The organism is Variovorax sp. CCNWLW225, assembly GCF_037204045.1.
Lineage (GTDB): Bacteria > Pseudomonadota > Gammaproteobacteria > Burkholderiales > Burkholderiaceae_C > Variovorax.
Genome location: NZ_JBBCBV010000001.1, coordinates 586672 through 602299 on the forward strand (window position 1 = coordinate 586672; position 15628 = coordinate 602299).

The 15628-nt window shown below is 67.2% G+C and carries 15 protein-coding genes; 8 read left to right on the top strand and 7 right to left on the bottom strand.

Translation table 11 applies throughout. From position 1 onward, the window contains the following. Window positions 1-23: 23 nt before the first annotated feature. The 7 genes from crcB (at window position 24) to mnhG (ending at window position 6605) form a co-directional block, all read left to right on the top strand. Window positions 24-401 carry a fluoride efflux transporter CrcB gene (gene crcB, locus V9L20_RS02835; RefSeq protein WP_258505037.1) on the top strand — a complete coding sequence of 126 codons (378 nt, stop codon included), beginning with the start codon at window positions 24-26 and terminating at the stop codon, window positions 399-401. Window positions 402-484: 83 nt separating this feature from the next. Further along, on the top strand, window positions 485-3427 hold the full coding sequence (locus tag V9L20_RS02840) for a monovalent cation/H+ antiporter subunit A (protein WP_337295413.1): 2943 nt from the start codon (window positions 485-487) through the stop codon (window positions 3425-3427). Further along, window positions 3427-3780: a Na+/H+ antiporter subunit C gene (locus V9L20_RS02845; RefSeq protein ID WP_157612988.1), complete on the top strand. Its 354-nt coding sequence runs from the start codon at window positions 3427-3429 to the stop codon at window positions 3778-3780. Before V9L20_RS02840 ends, V9L20_RS02845 begins: the two co-directional genes overlap by 1 nt. Further along, complete coding sequence (locus V9L20_RS02850) at window positions 3780-5480, top strand: monovalent cation/H+ antiporter subunit D (RefSeq protein ID WP_337295414.1); 1701 nt, start codon at window positions 3780-3782, stop codon at window positions 5478-5480. The genes V9L20_RS02845 and V9L20_RS02850 overlap by 1 nt, the downstream gene beginning before the upstream one ends. Beyond that, complete coding sequence (locus V9L20_RS02855) at window positions 5477-5968, top strand: Na+/H+ antiporter subunit E (RefSeq protein ID WP_337295415.1); 492 nt, start codon at window positions 5477-5479, stop codon at window positions 5966-5968. Before V9L20_RS02850 ends, V9L20_RS02855 begins: the two co-directional genes overlap by 4 nt. Next, a complete protein-coding gene (locus V9L20_RS02860) occupies window positions 5965-6243 on the top strand; it encodes a K+/H+ antiporter subunit F (RefSeq protein WP_157612985.1) in 279 nt (92 codons plus the stop codon). Before V9L20_RS02855 ends, V9L20_RS02860 begins: the two co-directional genes overlap by 4 nt. After that, on the top strand, window positions 6240-6605 hold the full coding sequence (mnhG, locus tag V9L20_RS02865; protein WP_337295416.1) for a monovalent cation/H(+) antiporter subunit G: 366 nt from the start codon (window positions 6240-6242) through the stop codon (window positions 6603-6605). The genes V9L20_RS02860 and mnhG overlap by 4 nt, the downstream gene beginning before the upstream one ends. Window positions 6606-6631: 26 nt before the next feature. Here the strand turns inward: mnhG and V9L20_RS02870 are convergent, their stop codons facing one another. The 7 genes from V9L20_RS02870 to V9L20_RS02900 are packed head-to-tail and all read right to left on the bottom strand — an operon-like array spanning window position 6632 to window position 14294. Next, window positions 6632-7663, bottom strand: a complete 1032-nt coding sequence (locus V9L20_RS02870) for an XdhC family protein (protein ID WP_337295417.1) — start codon at window positions 7661-7663, stop codon at window positions 6632-6634. Window positions 7664-7677: 14 nt separating this feature from the next. Next, complete coding sequence (locus tag V9L20_RS02875; RefSeq protein WP_337295418.1) at window positions 7678-8286, bottom strand: CoxG family protein; 609 nt, start codon at window positions 8284-8286, stop codon at window positions 7678-7680. Window positions 8287-8316: 30 nt separating this feature from the next. Further along, window positions 8317-9531 (bottom strand): vWA domain-containing protein, encoded by a 1215-nt coding sequence (locus V9L20_RS02880; protein ID WP_258505026.1) that lies wholly within the window; start codon window positions 9529-9531, stop codon window positions 8317-8319. Between the two features lie 24 nt (window positions 9532-9555). After that, window positions 9556-10458: an AAA family ATPase gene (locus V9L20_RS02885; protein WP_337295419.1), complete on the bottom strand. Its 903-nt coding sequence runs from the start codon at window positions 10456-10458 to the stop codon at window positions 9556-9558. Window positions 10459-10518: 60 nt separating this feature from the next. Then, window positions 10519-11310, bottom strand: coding sequence for an FAD binding domain-containing protein (locus V9L20_RS02890; protein ID WP_337295420.1), 792 nt, complete (start codon window positions 11308-11310; stop codon window positions 10519-10521). A 22-nt stretch (window positions 11311-11332) separates the two neighbouring features. Then, complete coding sequence (locus V9L20_RS02895) at window positions 11333-13783, bottom strand: xanthine dehydrogenase family protein molybdopterin-binding subunit (protein ID WP_337295421.1); 2451 nt, start codon at window positions 13781-13783, stop codon at window positions 11333-11335. A gap of 13 nt (window positions 13784-13796) precedes the next feature. Further along, entirely contained in the window at window positions 13797-14294 is a 498-nt protein-coding gene (locus V9L20_RS02900; RefSeq protein ID WP_337295422.1) for a (2Fe-2S)-binding protein, read from the bottom strand. 185 nt (window positions 14295-14479) lie between these two features. Between V9L20_RS02900 and V9L20_RS02905 the strand changes: the two genes are divergently transcribed. Next, window positions 14480-15616, top strand: a complete 1137-nt coding sequence (locus tag V9L20_RS02905; protein WP_337295423.1) for a helix-turn-helix domain-containing protein — start codon at window positions 14480-14482, stop codon at window positions 15614-15616. Window positions 15617-15628: the final 12 nt, after the last annotated feature.

The window sequence follows — 15628 nt, forward strand, 5'->3', positions numbered from 1 at the left end:
CAAGCGTCCCCGACAATAGGCCGATGCTGCTTCCGATTCTCGCCATCTGCGTCGGCGCCTCCGTCGGCGCGCTGGCGCGCTGGGGCCTCGCGCTCTGGTTCGGGGCCGGGGGGCTCATGCCGTGGGGCACCCTGGCCGCCAACCTGATCGGGGGCTATCTCATCGGCGTGGCCATTGCCTCGTTCCAGTTGCTGCCCGATCTCGATCCCGTCTGGCGGCTCGCATTGGTGACCGGCTTCCTCGGCGGGCTCACGACGTTCTCGAGCTTTTCGGCCGAAGTGGTGACCATGCTTCTCGAAGGCCGGCTGGGCGTAGCCCTGCTCACGGCAACAGCACATCTCGGCGGCTCGCTGTTCTTCACCTGGCTGGGCATCCGCAGCGTTCAGGCCCTGGCCGCCTGACGCCGCGCCCGCGCCTAAATCGCGCGGAGTTCCCGGGTTTCTAGAAGGTCCCTCCAGAGGGCCGGTCGATAGAATCGACCGCAATGCCCCTGGTCTTTCTCGTCGCACTCCCCTTCATTGCCAGCGTGCTGGCCGCGTTGATGCCGTCGAACGCGCGCAACCGGGAGTCGACGCTGGCGGGGCTCGTTGCGCTGGGTTGCGCGGTGCAGGCCGCATGGCTCTTTCCACAGATCGCGCACGGCAATGTGCTGCGGCAGGAAATCGCGTGGCTGCCGGAGCTCGGCCTCAACCTCGTGTTTCGCATGGACGGCTTTGCGTGGCTGTTCTGCATGCTGGTGCTCGGCATCGGCGCGCTGGTGGTGCTCTATGCGCGCTACTACATGTCGGCCTCCGACCCGGTGCCGCGCTTCTTCTCGTTCTTTCTCGCGTTCATGGGCGCGATGGTGGGCGTGGTGCTCTCGGGCAACCTCATCCAGATGGTGCTGTTCTGGGAGCTCACCAGCCTTTTCTCGTTCCTGCTGATCGGCTACTGGCATCACCGTCGCGATGCGCGGCGCGGCGCACGCATGGCGCTGACCGTTACCGGTGCCGGCGGACTCTGCCTGTTGGCCGGTGTGCTGGTGCTGGGCCGCATTGCGGGCAGCTACGAGCTCGACGTGGTGCTCGCTTCCGGCAACGCAGTTCGTGCGCACGCGCTCTATCCGGCCGCACTGGTGCTGATACTGCTCGGCGCCTTTACCAAGAGCGCGCAGTTCCCGTTCCACTTCTGGCTGCCGCGCGCCATGGCGGCGCCCACGCCCGTTTCGGCCTACCTGCATTCGGCCACCATGGTGAAGCTGGGTGTGTTCCTGATGGCGCGGCTATGGCCCGTGCTCTCGGGCACCGAGATGTGGTTCTGGCTGGTGGGCGGCGCGGGCGCCATCACCCTGCTGCTCGGCGGCTTTGTTGCCATGTTCCAGCGCGACCTGAAGGCGCTACTGGCCTATTCGACCATCTCGCACCTGGGGCTCATCACGCTGCTGCTCGGGCTCAACAGCCCCCTGGCAGCGGTGGCGGCGGTGTTCCACGTCATGAACCACGCGACCTTCAAGGCGTCGCTTTTCATGGCGGCCGGCATCATCGACCACGAGAGCGGCACGCGAGACATCCGCAAGCTCAGCGGCCTGATGCGGCTGATGCCGATCACGGGCACGCTGGCGGTAATTGCCAGCGCTTCGATGGCCGGCGTGCCGCTGCTCAACGGCTTTCTCTCGAAGGAGATGTTCTTCGCCGAGACGGTGTTCATCCAGGCAACGCCGTGGATCAACGTGAGCCTGCCGATCATCGCGACCGTTGCGGGCGTCTTCAGCGTGGCCTATTCGGCGCGCTTCGTGTTCGACGTGTTCTTCGGGCCACCCTGCGGGCCCGACGTGCCGCGGCAGCCGCACGAGCCTCCGCACTGGATGCGCGTGCCGGTCGAGCTGCTGGTGCTCGTGTGCCTGGTGGTCGGCGTGGCGCCGGCGTGGTCCATCGGCCCGCTGCTGGCCGCTGCCGCCACGCCGGTGGTCGGCGGCGTGCTGCCTGAATACAGCCTGGCCGTGTGGCACGGTTTCAACCTGCCGCTGGCGATGAGCTTCGTGGCGTTGGCCGGCGGCATGGCGCTCTACCTCTCGCAGCGCCGACGCCGTGCGAAAGGCGACCTCGAGCACACGCCGCTGCTGCACCGCTTTGACGGACAGGTCATCTTCGAACATCTGCTCGCGCAACTCAGCGAAGCCGGCCGTCGCAGCCGGCGCGTGCTGGGCACCCGGCGCCTGCAAACGCAATTGCTGCTGCTGATTGCAGTAGCCGCTGCGGGCGCCGCCGTTTCGCTCTGGACCGCGCCCGTGGCGCGCGGCACCCGCGAACTGCTGCCTTTCTCGACCATGTTCGCAATGACCTGGCTCATCGGCGGCACCTGCGCGCTGGCCGCGGCATGGCAGGCCAAGTTCCACAGGCTCGCCGCGCTGATGCTGGCCTCGGGCGCGGGCCTGGTGTGCTCGGTCACCTACATCTGGTTCTCGGCGCCCGACCTTGCGCTGACGCAGCTCGTGGTCGAAGCCGTCACCACGGTGCTGATCCTGCTGGGGCTTCGCTGGCTGCCGATGCGCAGCAAGGACGCGATCCAGCCCGCGCGCGCCAGGCTGCGCCCATGGGGCCGGCGCGGGCGCGACCTGCTGGTGGCGGCTGCCGCGGGCGGCGGCATGTCGGCGCTGGCCTGGGTGATGATGACGCGGCCGTTTCCGCAGAGCATCTCGCCTTTCTTCCTGGAGCGCGCACTCACCGAAGGCGGCGGCACCAACGTGGTCAACGTGATGCTGGTCGACTTCCGCGCTTTCGACACCTTCGGAGAGATCACGGTGCTTGGCGTGGTGGCGCTCACCGTGTATGCGCTGCTGCGCCGCTTCCGTCCGGCACGCGAATCGATGGCCTTGCCGGTGCAGCAGCGCCTGCAGGCCGATGACGGCAGCAGCGACCTGCTGAACCCGCGCCTCGCCAAGGACACCGCCGTGGGCTACCTGATGGTGCCGGCCGTGCTGGTGCGGCTGCTGCTGCCGCTCGCGGTGCTGGTCGCGGTCTACTTCTTCATGCGCGGCCACAACTCGCCGGGCGGCGGCTTCGTGGCGGGGCTGGTGATGTCGGTGGCGCTGCTGCTGCAGTTCATCGTCTCGGGCACCGAATGGGTGGAAGAGCACCTGCGCATCTATCCGCGCCGCTGGATCGCCGTCGGCCTGCTGCTGGCGCTGGTTACGGGCAGCGGCGCGGTGATCTTCGGCTATCCGTTCATGACCACGCACACGGCTCACCTGCATCTTCCGGTGCTGGGCGAGCTGCACGTGCCGAGCGCCCTCTTCTTCGACATCGGCGTGTTCGCGCTGGTGCTCGGCGCCACCATGCTCATTCTTACCGCGCTGGCCCACCAGTCCATACGCAGCCACCGCTGGGCCGACGAGCAGGCCGAAAAGGAAGCACAGGCCCGATCCGAAGCCGTGGAGGGGGTGCACTGATGGAAATCGTGCTCGCACTCGCCATCGGCGTGCTCACCGGCTCGGGCGTGTACCTGCTGCTGCGCCCCCGCACCTTCCAGGTGATCATGGGCCTCACGCTCATCTCGTACGCGGTCAACCTCTTCATCTTCAGCATGGGGCGGCTCAAACTCGACAGCGAGCCCGTGCTCGTCAAGGGCTTCACGTCCACGCTGGCCAACACCGCAGATCCGATGCCGCAGGCGCTGGTGCTGACAGCCATCGTGATTGGCTTTGCGATGACGGCGCTGTTCCTCGTGGTGCTGCTGGCCTCGCGCGGCCTGGCCGGCACCGACCATGTGGACGGTGAAGAACGGCAGGAGGCGGCCGAGTGATGGAACCGGTTCACCTGCTCGACCGCCTGCTCGACTTCAGCATGCCGCATCTGGTGGCGGTGCCGATCCTCGTGCCCCTGCTTACCGCGGCCTTGATGCTGCTGCTGGGAGAAAACCGGCGCCGCGCCAAGTCGGCCCTGAGCGTGGTCTCGGGGCTGGTGGGCCTGCTGGCGGCGCTGGCGCTGCTGCGCTGGGTGAATGCGCCCGATACCGGCGACGGCCCGGGCTCTATCGGCGTCTACCTGCCCGGCAACTGGCAAGCGCCCTTCGGCATCGTGCTGGTGGCGGACCGCCTGTCGACCATGATGGTGGCGCTCACGGGCGTGGTCGCCTTCGCGGCCTCGATCTATTCCACTTCGCGCTGGGACCGTGCCGGCGTGCATTTCCATCCGCTGCTGCAGCTGCAGCTCATGGGCCTGAACGGCGCCTTTCTCACCGGCGACCTGTTCAACCTGTTCGTCTTCTTCGAGGTGATGCTCGCTGCCTCCTACGGCCTGCTGCTGCATGGTTCGGGCCGGCTGCGCGTGCAGGCGGGGCTGCACTACATCGCCATCAACCTGGCCGCGTCGTCTCTCTTCCTCATCGGCGCGGCGCTGCTCTACGGCGTGACGGGCACGCTCAACATGGCGGACCTGAGCGTGCGCATCGCCGAGCTCGCGCCGGCCGATCGCGGCCTGGTGCATGCGGCGGCCGCCATCCTCGCGACCGCGTTCTTCGCCAAGGCCGGCGCATGGCCGCTCAACTTCTGGCTGGTGCCGGCCTACAGCGCGGCGGTGTCGCCGGTGGGCGCGGTTTTTGCGCTGCTGACTAAGCTCGGCATCTACACGCTGCTGCGGCTGTGGACGCTGCTCTTTGCACCGGACGCCGGCGCCTCGGCCGCGTTCGGCCAGTCCGCACTCATCGCCATCGGGCTTGCCACGCTGTTCGCGGGTGCCATGGGCATCGTCGGCACGCAGCGGCTCTCCAACCTGGCGGGCTTCAGCGTGCTGGTGTCGGCCGGCACGCTGCTGGCCGCCATCGGGCTCGGGGAGCCTGCCGTATGGGCCGGCGCCCTTTACTACCTGCTGAGCTCCACGCTCGCGGTCAGCGCCTTCTTCCTGCTGATCGACATGATCGAACGCTGGCGCAACGCCGGCATGAGCGTTGCGCCACACGAAGCGGCGGGCAACGCGCCCTTCCTGGCGGAAGACCTGCGCGTGCTCGACGACGTGAACCTCGACGACGAGGCGCAGGCGCTCTATGGCCGCGCAATTCCCGCCGGCGTGGCGTTCCTCGGCCTGAGCTTCATCGGCTGCACCTTGCTGCTCGCGGGCCTGCCGCCGCTCTCGGGCTTCGTGGGCAAGTTCGCCATGCTCTCCGGCGCCTTCGTGACCAGCGGCACCTCCACGCCGGCATGGATCTTTCTGGCGCTGCTGCTCGTGTCGGGCTTCCTGGCGCTGATTGCGCTGAGCCGCACCGGCATCCGCCATTTCTGGACCCAGCCGCATCCCACCATGCCCGCGCTGCCCGCCCTCGAGGTGCTGCCGGTGGCCGGCCTGCTTGCGGCCTGCGTGGCGTTGACGATATGGGCCGGCCCTGTCATGCGCCACGCACTCATCACCGCCGAAGGACTGCGCACGCCGACTGCGTATCGCGATGCCGTGCTCAATGCACGGCAGGTGCCCAACCCCGTGCCTGCGCAGAAGGGCACGGCACCATGAAGCGCTGGATTCCTTCGCCGCCGCTGTCGATTGCGCTGTTCGCGGTCTGGCTCCTGCTCAACCAGTCGCTGGAGGCCGCCACGCTGGCATCGGCCGCGGTGCTGGCCATTGCGGTGCCGCTGCTCACCAAGGGCCTCCGGCCGGCCGCCGTGCGCATGCGCAAGCCCTGGGTTGCATTGCGGCTCACAGGCCGGGCGGTGGCCGACATGCTGCAATCGGCTCTCTTCGTGGCACGCCGGCTGCTCACGCGCCGCACATCGCGCATCGAATCGAAGTTCGTGAATGTGCCGCTCGATCTGCGCGACCCGAACGGGCTTGCGGTGCTGGCCATGATCATGTGCCTCACGCCCGGCACCGCCTGGGGCGAAATCTCGTTCGACAGCAGCGTGCTGCTGATCCACGTGTTCGACGTCGACGACGAAGCCGCCTTCGTCGCCATGATCAAGCAGCGCTACGAACACCCCCTGATGGAGATCTTCGAATCATGACGCCTGTACTCTTCTGGGCCCTGAAGCTGGCGCTCCTGTTGTTGGCCGTGGCCATGCTCTGCGCGCTTACCCGCCTCCTGGCCGGGCCGACCGCCCAAGACCGCGTGATGGCGCTGGACTGCCTCTACATCAACGGCATGCTGATGATGCTGGTGCTCGGCATCGTCTATGCGAGCAATGTGTACTTCGAAGCGGCCATGCTGACGGCGCTGTTCGGCTTTGTCGGCTCGACGGCCATGGCCAAGTTTCTCTTGCGCGGGGAGGTCATCGAATGAACGACTTCATCATTGGGCCTTTGCCGCTGTGGGCCGAAATCGTCACCGCCGTGTTCGCGGTGCTCGGCGCAGCCTTCGCCGCCATCGGCTCCTTCGGCCTCGTGCGCCTGCCCACTTTTTTCCGCCGCATTCATGCGCCAACGCTCGGCGCCACGGTGGGCGTGTGGTGCATGACGATTGCCACCATCGTCTATTTCTCGGTGCAGGGCTACAGCCTGTTCCTGCACGCCGTGCTGATCGTTCTCTTCATTGCGCTCACGGCTCCCATCACCACCATCTTCCTGATGCGCGCGGCACTCTTTCGCGAGCGGCAAAAAGGCGGCGACGTGCCACCCGCGGCAAAGTCGGGCCCGCTGAATTGAACTGAGCAGAAAAGCCGGCCGGGGCCTCAGCTCATCGCGAGCTGCTGCAGGCCCTTGGCGCGCGCCACTTCCATTTCGCGCGGCAGCGTCACGCCGTTCTTCACCGCGAGAATCTCCGCCATCACGCTCACGGCGATTTCCGGCGGCGTCTTGCTGCCGATGTAGATGCCGATTGGGCCGCGCAGCCGCGCGAGCGATTCGGCCGTCTGGTCGAAGTGCTCGATCATGCGGTCGCGCCGCGCATCGGCATTGCGGCGCGAGCCGATCGCACCTACGTAGAAAGCCTCGCTCTGCAGGGCTTCAAGCAGCGCCAGGTCGTCGAGCTTGGGGTCGTGCGTGAGCGCGACCACGCAGCTGCGCCGGTCGGGCCTGAAGGCGAGCACCGCATCGTCGGGCATTTCGGTGGTGATTTCCACGCCGGGCAGCGACCATGCGGTGCGGTACTCCGCGCGCGGGTCGCACAGCGTCACGGCAAAGCCGCTGAACTTGGCCATCGTGGCCAAGTATTCGGCCAGCTGCCCCGCGCCGATGAGCAACATGCGGTATTCGGGCCCGAAGGTGTTGGTGAGCTCCGCGTCGTTTACCTTGAGCTCGTCCGGCGCCTCGGCTTCGTTCAGCCGCACGGCACCGTTGGCGAGCGTGACCGTGCGCTGCATGAGCTTGCCCTGCTCGAGTTCGGCCACAAGGTCGGCGAGCAAGGCGGCGTCGGGGTCGTATTCGAGCAGAAGCTCCAGCGTGCCACCGCAGGGCAGGCCAAAGCGATGGGCCTCGTCGGCCGTGATGCCGTACTTCACGAGCTTGGGCGGCGCACCCGGCGGCACCTCTTCGCCCTGACCGTTGTTCGCGTGGGCGTGGCTGTAGCGGGCGATCAGGTCGTCCTCGATACAGCCGCCCGAAACCGAGCCGACCACCGCGCCGTCGTCCGCCAGCGCCATGATCGAGCCGACCGGCCGCGGCGACGAGCCCCAGGTGCGCACCACCGTGGTCAGCAGCGCGCGCTTGCCGGCCTCACGCCAGTCGCGCAGCGTGCGCAGCACCATCACATCGAGATTTTCCATGGCGTCGCCAGCCCTCAGCTTTCGTTCCCCGGCGCGGCGGACGCGTCCTTGTCGTCCTTCTTGCCGAGGCCCATTTTCTTCATGAGACCGGACATGACGCCTGCTTTTTCCGCGGGTGCCTCCGTCGTTTCTTCGGCGGCCGCGGGGGGCGGTCCGTAACGGCTCTGCATCTCGGCCTCGAAACGCTTGAAAAAGTCGTCAGCGGTCGACTTGGCCGCGCCGTCGATCAGGCGCTGCCCGAGCTGGGCGATCTTGCCGCCGACCTGCGCCTGCACGGTGTAGTCGAGTTCGCAGCCGGCCGGCGCCGGCTCGGCTGCGGCGCCGTCCAGCGGCCTGAGCGTCACGCTGGACGATCCCTTGGCAAAGCCCGCAACACCGCCCTGCCCTTCGAACGTGAGCTTGTAGCCGTCAGGCGCCACGATGTCCGAAAGCATCACCTTGCCGTTGAACTTGGCCGACACCGGGCCGATCTTGACGGCCAGCGCCACGCTGTACTGGTTGTCGCCCGTGAGCTCGAACTTGTCGCAGCCGGGAATGCACTTCTTGAGCGTCTCGGGATCATTCAGCGCTTCCCACGCCTGCTGTTGCGTGATGCCGAGGCGGCGGTTGCCGAGCATTTCCATGGTGGGTTTCCTTCTTGTTTCCTGTAAGGCCTAGCGGCCGGATCGCATCAGTGCGGCGATGCTGGCGGCCAACTGTTCGAGGGCACCGAGATTGTGGACTGCCAGCATCGCATCTGCATGCCGGTGCAGCACGCCGGCCCCACGCGCCAAAGGGGCGTAGCCCTCGAAGCGCAGCAGCGGATTGAGCCACAGCAGCCGGCGCGAATGGCGCTTGAGCCAGAGCAGCTCACTTTCCAGCAGCGCGGGCTCTCCGGTGTCGAGCCCGTCGCTGATCACCAGCACCAGCGTGCGGCGGCCCGTGAGCCGGCGCGCATGCGCGCGGCGAAGCTCGGCCAGCGAACTGCCCAGCCGCGTGCCGCCCGCGAAATCATCAATGGCAAGGCTGGCCGCGCCCAGCATGGCGTCGGTATCGGCCAGCCGGAAAGCAGGCGTCAGGTCGGTCAGGCGCGTGCCGAAGGCGAACACATCGCGGCGCCCGGCGCGGCGGGTGGCTGCATGCAGAAACGCGAGCAGCAGCCGCGCATAGCGTTCCATCGAGCCGGACACATCGACCAGCACCAGGAGCGGCAACGGCTGTTCGCGGCGGCTCAGCTTCGGCAGGCGAAGTATTTCGCCGCCCGTGCGCGCCGCCTCGTGCAGCACGCCGGGCCAGTGCATGCGCGCATGCTGCGAGCCCGCATCGTTGGCCGGGCGCAGCCGGCGCGACGGCAGCGAAGGAATGGGCAAGGAGATATCGCGCGCCAGGCGTTCGACCAGCCGGTATTCCGAAGCACCGAGCGCATTGAAGTCTGCATGCTGCAAACGCTGGCGGTCGCTCGACGTCATGGCGGCATCGAACTCGACCTCCTTATCGGGCTTGGCGGCTACGGCAGGCTTGGCCGGGTCGCGCGGCGCGGTGAGTGCCTCGCGCACGCGCGGTCGGCGCTTGGAAGGTTCGGCCTTGCCCTCGGCGCTCGGCAGCATCTGCGCGAGCAGCTTGTTGGCGAGTTCGGGATCGCGAAACCACGCATCGAACAGTTCGCGGAACACCATGCGGTCTTGTTCGCGGCTCACCATGACGGCTTCCATGGCGGCGCTCAGGTCGAGCCGGCTTTCCACGCCCACGAGCGTGGCCGCTTCGGCGGCGAGGGAGATTCGCATGGCATCGGTGCGCACACCGGCGCGGCGCAGCGCGCGGCCAAAAGCGGTGATGTTGCCGGCCAGCTTGCCACTGCGTACATCGCCTAGTTGCTGGATACCTGTCATGCGGGCTGCCTTGGCAAGCCACGCTCAGGGCGCGACCGGCTCCTCGGGCTTCAGCAGGTCGGACGCCAGCTCGTGCGTGAGTGCGGCCACATCGTCGCGCTGCTTGAACAGGATGCCCGCGGTGTCGACGACCACTTCAGGGTCGAGCTCGACCGTATCGAGCGCAATCAGCGCCCTCGCCCATTCGACGCTTTCGGCAATGCCGGGCGCGCGCTGGAACGCGTTGACGAAAGGCGCATCGCGCAGCCGGGCGACGAAAGCGGCCACCTGGGCCGAAAGCTGCTCACCGGCCTGCGGCACCTGTGCTCGCACAATCGCCAGCTCGCGTTCGCGCTCGGGGTAGTCGAGCCAGTGATACAGGCAGCGCCGCTTGACCGCATCGTTGAGCTCGCGCGTGCGGTTGCTGGTAAGAATGGTGACCGGCGGCACCACGGCGCGCACCGTGCCAAGCTCGGGAATGCTGACCTGGTATTCGCCAAGGTATTCGAGCAGGAAGGCCTCGAAGGGCTCGTCGGCCCGGTCGACCTCGTCGATCAGCAGCACGGCGCCGGGCGCCGGAGTTTGCAGCGCCTGCAGCAGCGGGCGGCGAATCAGGTAATGCGGCTGGTACACCTCGGCTTCCACATCGCACGCCGCGCCGGTGGCTTCGGCCGCGCGCATGTGCAGCAGTTGTGCGGCGTAGTTCCATTCATAAAGTGCCTCGCGCTGTTCCAGCCCGTCGTAGCACTGAAGGCGCAGCAACTCGCGGCCGAGTGCGGTCGACAGCGCCTTGGCCAGCTCGGTCTTGCCGACGCCGGGCTCACCCTCGAGCAGCAGCGGGCGCTGCAGCTTGAGCGCAAGGAACACGGCCGTCGCCAGGCGTCGGTCGGCAAAGTAGCCGGCCTTCATCAAGCCGTCCGAAAGAGAATCGATGGTCGGGAAGATCATGGCAAAGCGTAGCGGAAGACGCGAGATGTCGTCGCGCCTTCCGTTTCTCGCCTGGCTGCTTCAGCCCAGCGCCTTGGTCACCGCGCGCTGCGTGAGCACGCTGATCAGGTTGGCGCGGTAGGCCGCAGAAGCATGCAGGTCGCCGTTGAGCTCGCTCGCATCGATCTTCACGGCTGCGGCGGCCGCCGCCGTGAAGCTCTTATTGAGCGCGTCTTCGAGCCCCGCATGCCGGAACACGCCGTTGCCCGCGCCGGTAATGGCAACCCGCACCCCGCTGTCGTACTGCGCGAGGAACACGCCGACCAATGGAAAGTTCGATGCCTTCTGGCGCAGCTTTTCGTACACGGCACGCTTGGGAACCGGAAAGCGGATCGCGGTGATCAGCTCGTCTTCTTCGAGTGCCGTGGTGAACAGGCCCAGGAAGAAATCGTCCGCCGCGATCTCGCGCTTCGTGGTGATGACCGTGGCGCCGGAGCCCAGTACCGCGCTGGGATAGCACGCGGCCGGATCGTTGTTGGCCACCGACCCGCCAATGGTGCCCATCGCGCGCACCTGCCGGTCGCCGATGCGCGAGGCCAGGTCCGCAAGCGCCGGGAAGGCGGCTTTCACGTCGGGGTTGTTGGCCACGTCGAGGTGGCGCGACATGGCACCGATGGTGATCGCGCTGCCGTCTTTCTTGATGCCGGTGAGTTCCTTGACGCCGCCAAGGTCCACCAGCCGCTCGGGCGCGGAAAGCCTGAGCTTCATGGAAGCAAGCAGCGTTTGCCCGCCGGCCAGCGGCTTGGCGCCGGCGGTCACCAGCTTGGCCGCATCGGCCACGGTAGAGGGCCGTTCGAGTGTGAAGGCGTACATGGTGTGATTCCTTCTTATATGTTCAGGGAGCCGGGCGGCCTTGGGTGCTTGCGGAGAGTGCGGGCTCCTGCGGCTGTGCATCCGCCGCCGCGCTTCCGCTGCCTTTTTGCATCGCCTCCCACACGCGGCTGGCCGAGGCAGGCATGTCGAGGTCCTTGATGCCGAGCGGCGCCAGCGCGTCGAGCACGGCATTGATCACGGCGGGCGGCGAGCCGATCGCGCCCGCCTCGCCGCAGCCTTTGGTGCCCAGCGGGTTGTGCGTGCAGGGCGTGCACACGGTGTCGAGCTTGAACTGCGGAAAGTCGGCGGCCCGGGGCATGGCGTAGTCCATGAAGCTGCCGGTGAGCAGCTGGCCGGTCTCGTTGTCGTACACGCAGTTTTCGAGCAGCGCCTGGCCAATGCCCTGCACCAGCCCGCCGTGCACCTGGCCCTCGACGATCATCGGATTGATGATGGTGCCGAAGTCGTCCACGGCGGTGAAGCGGTCGACGCGAACCTCGCCGGTCTGCTTGTCCACCTCGACCTCGCAGATGTAGGTGCCGCCCGGAAAGGTGAAGTTCGTCGGATCGTAGAAGGCGGTTTCGTTCAGCCCGGGCTCGAGCTTGTCGAGCGGGTAGTTGTGCGGCACATAGGCCGTGAGCGCCACCTGGCCGAACGGAATCTTCTTGTCGGTGCCCTTGACCGTGAACTCGCCGTTGGCAAACTCGATGTCGGCATCGCTCGCCTCCATCAGGTGCGCGGCAATCTTCTTGGCCTTGGTCTCGATCTTGTCGAGCGCCTTCATGATGGCCGCACCGCCCACCGAAATGGAGCGCGAGCCATACGTGCCCATGCCGAAGGGCACGCGACCGGTGTCGCCGTGCACCACATCGACGTTGTCGACCGGAATGCCCAGCCGCGCCGCAACCACCTGTGCAAAGGTGGTCTCGTGGCCCTGCCCATGGCTGTGCGAGCCGGTGAACACCGTCACGCTGCCGGTCGGGTGCACGCGGATTTCACCGCATTCGAACAAGCCGGCCCGCGCGCCGAGCGCCCCGGCGATGTTCGAGGGCGCGATGCCGCAGGCCTCGATGTAGCTCGAGTAGCCGATGCCGCGCAGCTTGCCCTGGGCTTCGCTCGCCGACTTGCGCTGCGCATAGCCTTCGACCTCGGCCAGCACCTTTGCCTTGTCCATGCAGGCATGGAAGTCGCCCGTGTCGTACTGCAGCGCCACCGGCGTCTGGTACGGAAAGGTGGTGATGAAGTTGCGCTTGCGGATCTCGTCCTGGCCCAGGTTCATTTCCCAGGCGCAGCGCGACACCAGCCGCTCCAGCAGGTAGGTGGCTTCGGGCCGCCCCGCGCCGCGGTAGGCATCGACTGGCGCCGTGTTGGTGAACCACGCATCGACCTCGACGTAGATCTGCGGCGTGGTGTACTGGCCCGCGAGCAGCGTGGCGTAGAGGATGGTCGGCACCGCGGTCGAGAAGGTTGACAGGTAGGCGCCCAGGTTGGCGTCGGTGTGCACGCGCATCGCCAGGAACTTGCCGTCCTTGTCCATCGCCATTTCGGCGTGGCTCACATGGTCGCGTCCATGTGCATCGGACAAGAAGCACTCCGAGCGCTCGGCCGTCCACTTGATGTTGCGGTTGAGCTGCTTGGCGGCCCAGGTCAGGCACACGTCTTCGGCGTACAAGAAGATCTTGGAACCGAAGCCGCCGCCCACGTCGGGTGCGATCACGCGCACCTTGTGCTCGGGCAGGCCGAGCACAAAGGCCGTCATCAGCAGGCGCTCGACGTGCGGGTTCTGGTTGGACACATACAGCGTGTAGTCGTCGGTGCCGCGGCTATAGCTGCCGATGGCCACGCGCGGCTCGATCGGGTTGGGCACCAGCCGGTTGTTGACCAGGTCGAGCTTGGTCACGTGCGCGGCATTGGCAAACACCGCATCCACCGCGTCCTTGTCGCCCAGCGCCCACTTGTAGCATCGGTTGTCGGGGGCCTCGTCATGCAAGGTAACGCCGCTCGCCGTCTTTGCCGCGTCGGCCACGCTCACCAGCGCGGGCAGCACGTCGTAGTCGACCACCACCGCCTCGGCCGCGTTCTTGGCCTGCTCGACCGTTTCGGCCACCACCATGGCCACATGGTCGCCCACGTAGCGCACCTTGTTGATCGCAAGGATCGGGTGCATCGGCTCCTTCATGGGGGTGCCGTCGGGGTTGTTGATGAGCCAGCCGCAAGGGAGGCCACCCATTTTTCCTTCGATGTCCTTGCCGCTGAAGATGCCGACCACGCCGGGCATCTTGAGCGCCTCGGCCGTGTCGACAGAATTGACGACGGCGTGGGCGTGCGGCGAGCGCACGAAGACCGCATGGCTCTGGTTGGCCAGCGTGATGTCGTCGGTGTAGTTGCCCGCGCCGGTCAGGAAGCGATAGTCTTCCTTGCGCCGCAGCGCCTCGCCGATGTGGGGCAGGTTCGAGAAGTCGGAAGCACCCATGATGCCGCTCCGTTCAGGCCGTGGCCGTGGTTTTGACCGGGGTGCCCGAAGCCATGGCCTCGCCGCCCATCTTCACGGCCTTGACGATGTTCTGGTAGCCCGTGCAGCGGCACAGGTTGCCGTCGAGCAGCTCGCGGATCTCGGATTCGCTCGACTTGGGATGGTGGGTGCACAGGTCGATGGCGCTCATGACCATGCCGGGGGTGCAAAAGCCGCATTGCAGGCCGTGGCACTCCTTGAAGGCAGCCTGCATCGGGTGCATGGTGCCGTCGGGTTGGGCCACGCCCTCGATGGTGGTGATCTCTGCGCCGGCCACTTGCCCGACCAGGATGTTGCACGACTTCACCGCGCGCCCGTTCAGGTGCACGGTGCATGCGCCGCATTGGGCGGTGTCGCAGCCCACATGGGTGCCGGTGAGATGAAGATGCTCGCGGATCGCGTGCACCAGAAAAGTGTTGGGGGGAGCGTCGACCGTGGCCGGTCGGCCGTTGACCGTAAAAGCTACCTGCATTTGGCTGTCTCCGTTGAAGGTGATGGCTGGTTCAGCGAATGGCATCTTGGATGCCGGCCCCGTGCACTATCCTAGGCAAAACCCTCGCAGCTTGCGCAGCGCGCACGAAATTCTCAAAATGGAACAACTTGCGGTCCGGCAAGCTTCATAAAAAAACGCCTTCCATCCGAGCGAACCCCGACCCGATGTCCGCCTCCACCGTTTCGCCCCTTCCCGAGCGCGCCCTCGCCATTGCGCAAGCCCGGCGGGAGCTGATTCACGGCGAGGCCGCCCGATCGCGGGCCGCCACGCGCATCGAACCGTGGATCGTCCGCTCGTGGCAGCGCTGCATCGAAGCAGGGCGGCAACCGCAGCAGCGCGTGAGCTTCAACCCCGTGGCCCAGTCGGCCATTCGCGAAGTGGCCGAACGCAACCGGGCGCTGGTGGCAGCGGCCCGGCCGGTGATCGAGCGGGTGTCCCGCGCCATTGCCGACACGCGCTATTTCGCGGTCTTGACCGATGCCGACGGCGTGGTGGTCGACGTGGGCCCGCTTCCCGATGGCACCGACACCGCCAGCCGCCATGCCCGCAACATCGCGCGCGTGGGGGTCGATCTGTCGGAGCGCGCGGTCGGCACCAGCGCCATCAGCACCGCGCTGGCCGAACAGGAGTCGGTGTGGCTGCACCGCGGCGAACATTTCTTCGAGGACACCAGCGTTTACAGCTGCGCCGGGGCGCCGCTCTTCGGTCCGCAGGGCAACTGCATCGGCATGCTCGACCTGACGGGCGTGCAGGTGGTGGAGCGGCCGGAACTGCGTCACCTGGCCATGCTTTCGGCGCGCAGCATCGAGAACATGCTGGTGCTGAACGAACCCTGCGAACTGCGGCTGCACCTCTCGTGGCCGGGTTGCCCGAGCAGTGAAGCCACCGAAGGCCTGCTGTGCGTGGATGCCAACGGCAACGTCACGGGCGCCAATGCTGCAGCGCGGCAGATGCTGCACCAGCCGCTGGCGCGCAGCCGGCATGCCCTGCATTGCAACGACCTGTTCGCGCTGCCGCTGAACATGCTGTTCGACGCCGCCCGGCGCGGCGACGCCGTGCTCGAAGTGCCGCTCTGGTCGAGCCTGCGCGTGCAGGTTCAGCCCCGGCGCGGCGGCAAGGGCTCGCGGGGCGCGGCGCCCGAAGCCCAGCCCCGGCTGCGCGACGTTGAAACCGCCCTGATCCGCAAGGCCGTGACCGACGCCCGCGGCAACGTGGCCGAAGCCGCACGCACCCTCGGCATCAGCCGCGCCACGGTCTACCGCAAGCTGTGGCGCGGGCGGCCCGCCGGATCTGTCGACTAAGAGCCCCGGCGT

Excerpts from the sequence above, each read along its gene's own strand:
- V9L20_RS02855 (WP_337295415.1), top strand. The coding sequence starts at position 5,477 with ATGAAGCGCTGGATTCCTTCGCCGCCGCTGTCGATTGCGCTGTTCGCG.
- V9L20_RS02850 (WP_337295414.1), top strand. The coding sequence starts at position 3,780 with ATGGAACCGGTTCACCTGCTCGACCGCCTGCTCGACTTCAGCATGCCG.
- V9L20_RS02890 (WP_337295420.1), bottom strand. The coding sequence starts at position 11,310 with ATGTACGCCTTCACACTCGAACGGCCCTCTACCGTGGCCGATGCGGCC.
- crcB (WP_258505037.1), top strand. The coding sequence starts at position 24 with ATGCTGCTTCCGATTCTCGCCATCTGCGTCGGCGCCTCCGTCGGCGCG.
- V9L20_RS02845 (WP_157612988.1), top strand. The coding sequence starts at position 3,427 with ATGGAAATCGTGCTCGCACTCGCCATCGGCGTGCTCACCGGCTCGGGC.
- mnhG (WP_337295416.1), top strand. The coding sequence starts at position 6,240 with ATGAACGACTTCATCATTGGGCCTTTGCCGCTGTGGGCCGAAATCGTC.
- V9L20_RS02875 (WP_337295418.1), bottom strand. The coding sequence starts at position 8,286 with ATGGAAATGCTCGGCAACCGCCGCCTCGGCATCACGCAACAGCAGGCG.
- V9L20_RS02905 (WP_337295423.1), top strand. The coding sequence starts at position 14,480 with ATGTCCGCCTCCACCGTTTCGCCCCTTCCCGAGCGCGCCCTCGCCATT.
- V9L20_RS02870 (WP_337295417.1), bottom strand. The coding sequence starts at position 7,663 with ATGGAAAATCTCGATGTGATGGTGCTGCGCACGCTGCGCGACTGGCGT.
- V9L20_RS02895 (WP_337295421.1), bottom strand. The coding sequence starts at position 13,783 with ATGGGTGCTTCCGACTTCTCGAACCTGCCCCACATCGGCGAGGCGCTG.
- V9L20_RS02900 (WP_337295422.1), bottom strand. The coding sequence starts at position 14,294 with ATGCAGGTAGCTTTTACGGTCAACGGCCGACCGGCCACGGTCGACGCT.
- V9L20_RS02840 (WP_337295413.1), top strand. The coding sequence starts at position 485 with ATGCCCCTGGTCTTTCTCGTCGCACTCCCCTTCATTGCCAGCGTGCTG.
- V9L20_RS02860 (WP_157612985.1), top strand. The coding sequence starts at position 5,965 with ATGACGCCTGTACTCTTCTGGGCCCTGAAGCTGGCGCTCCTGTTGTTG.
- V9L20_RS02880 (WP_258505026.1), bottom strand. The coding sequence starts at position 9,531 with ATGACAGGTATCCAGCAACTAGGCGATGTACGCAGTGGCAAGCTGGCC.
- V9L20_RS02885 (WP_337295419.1), bottom strand. The coding sequence starts at position 10,458 with ATGATCTTCCCGACCATCGATTCTCTTTCGGACGGCTTGATGAAGGCC.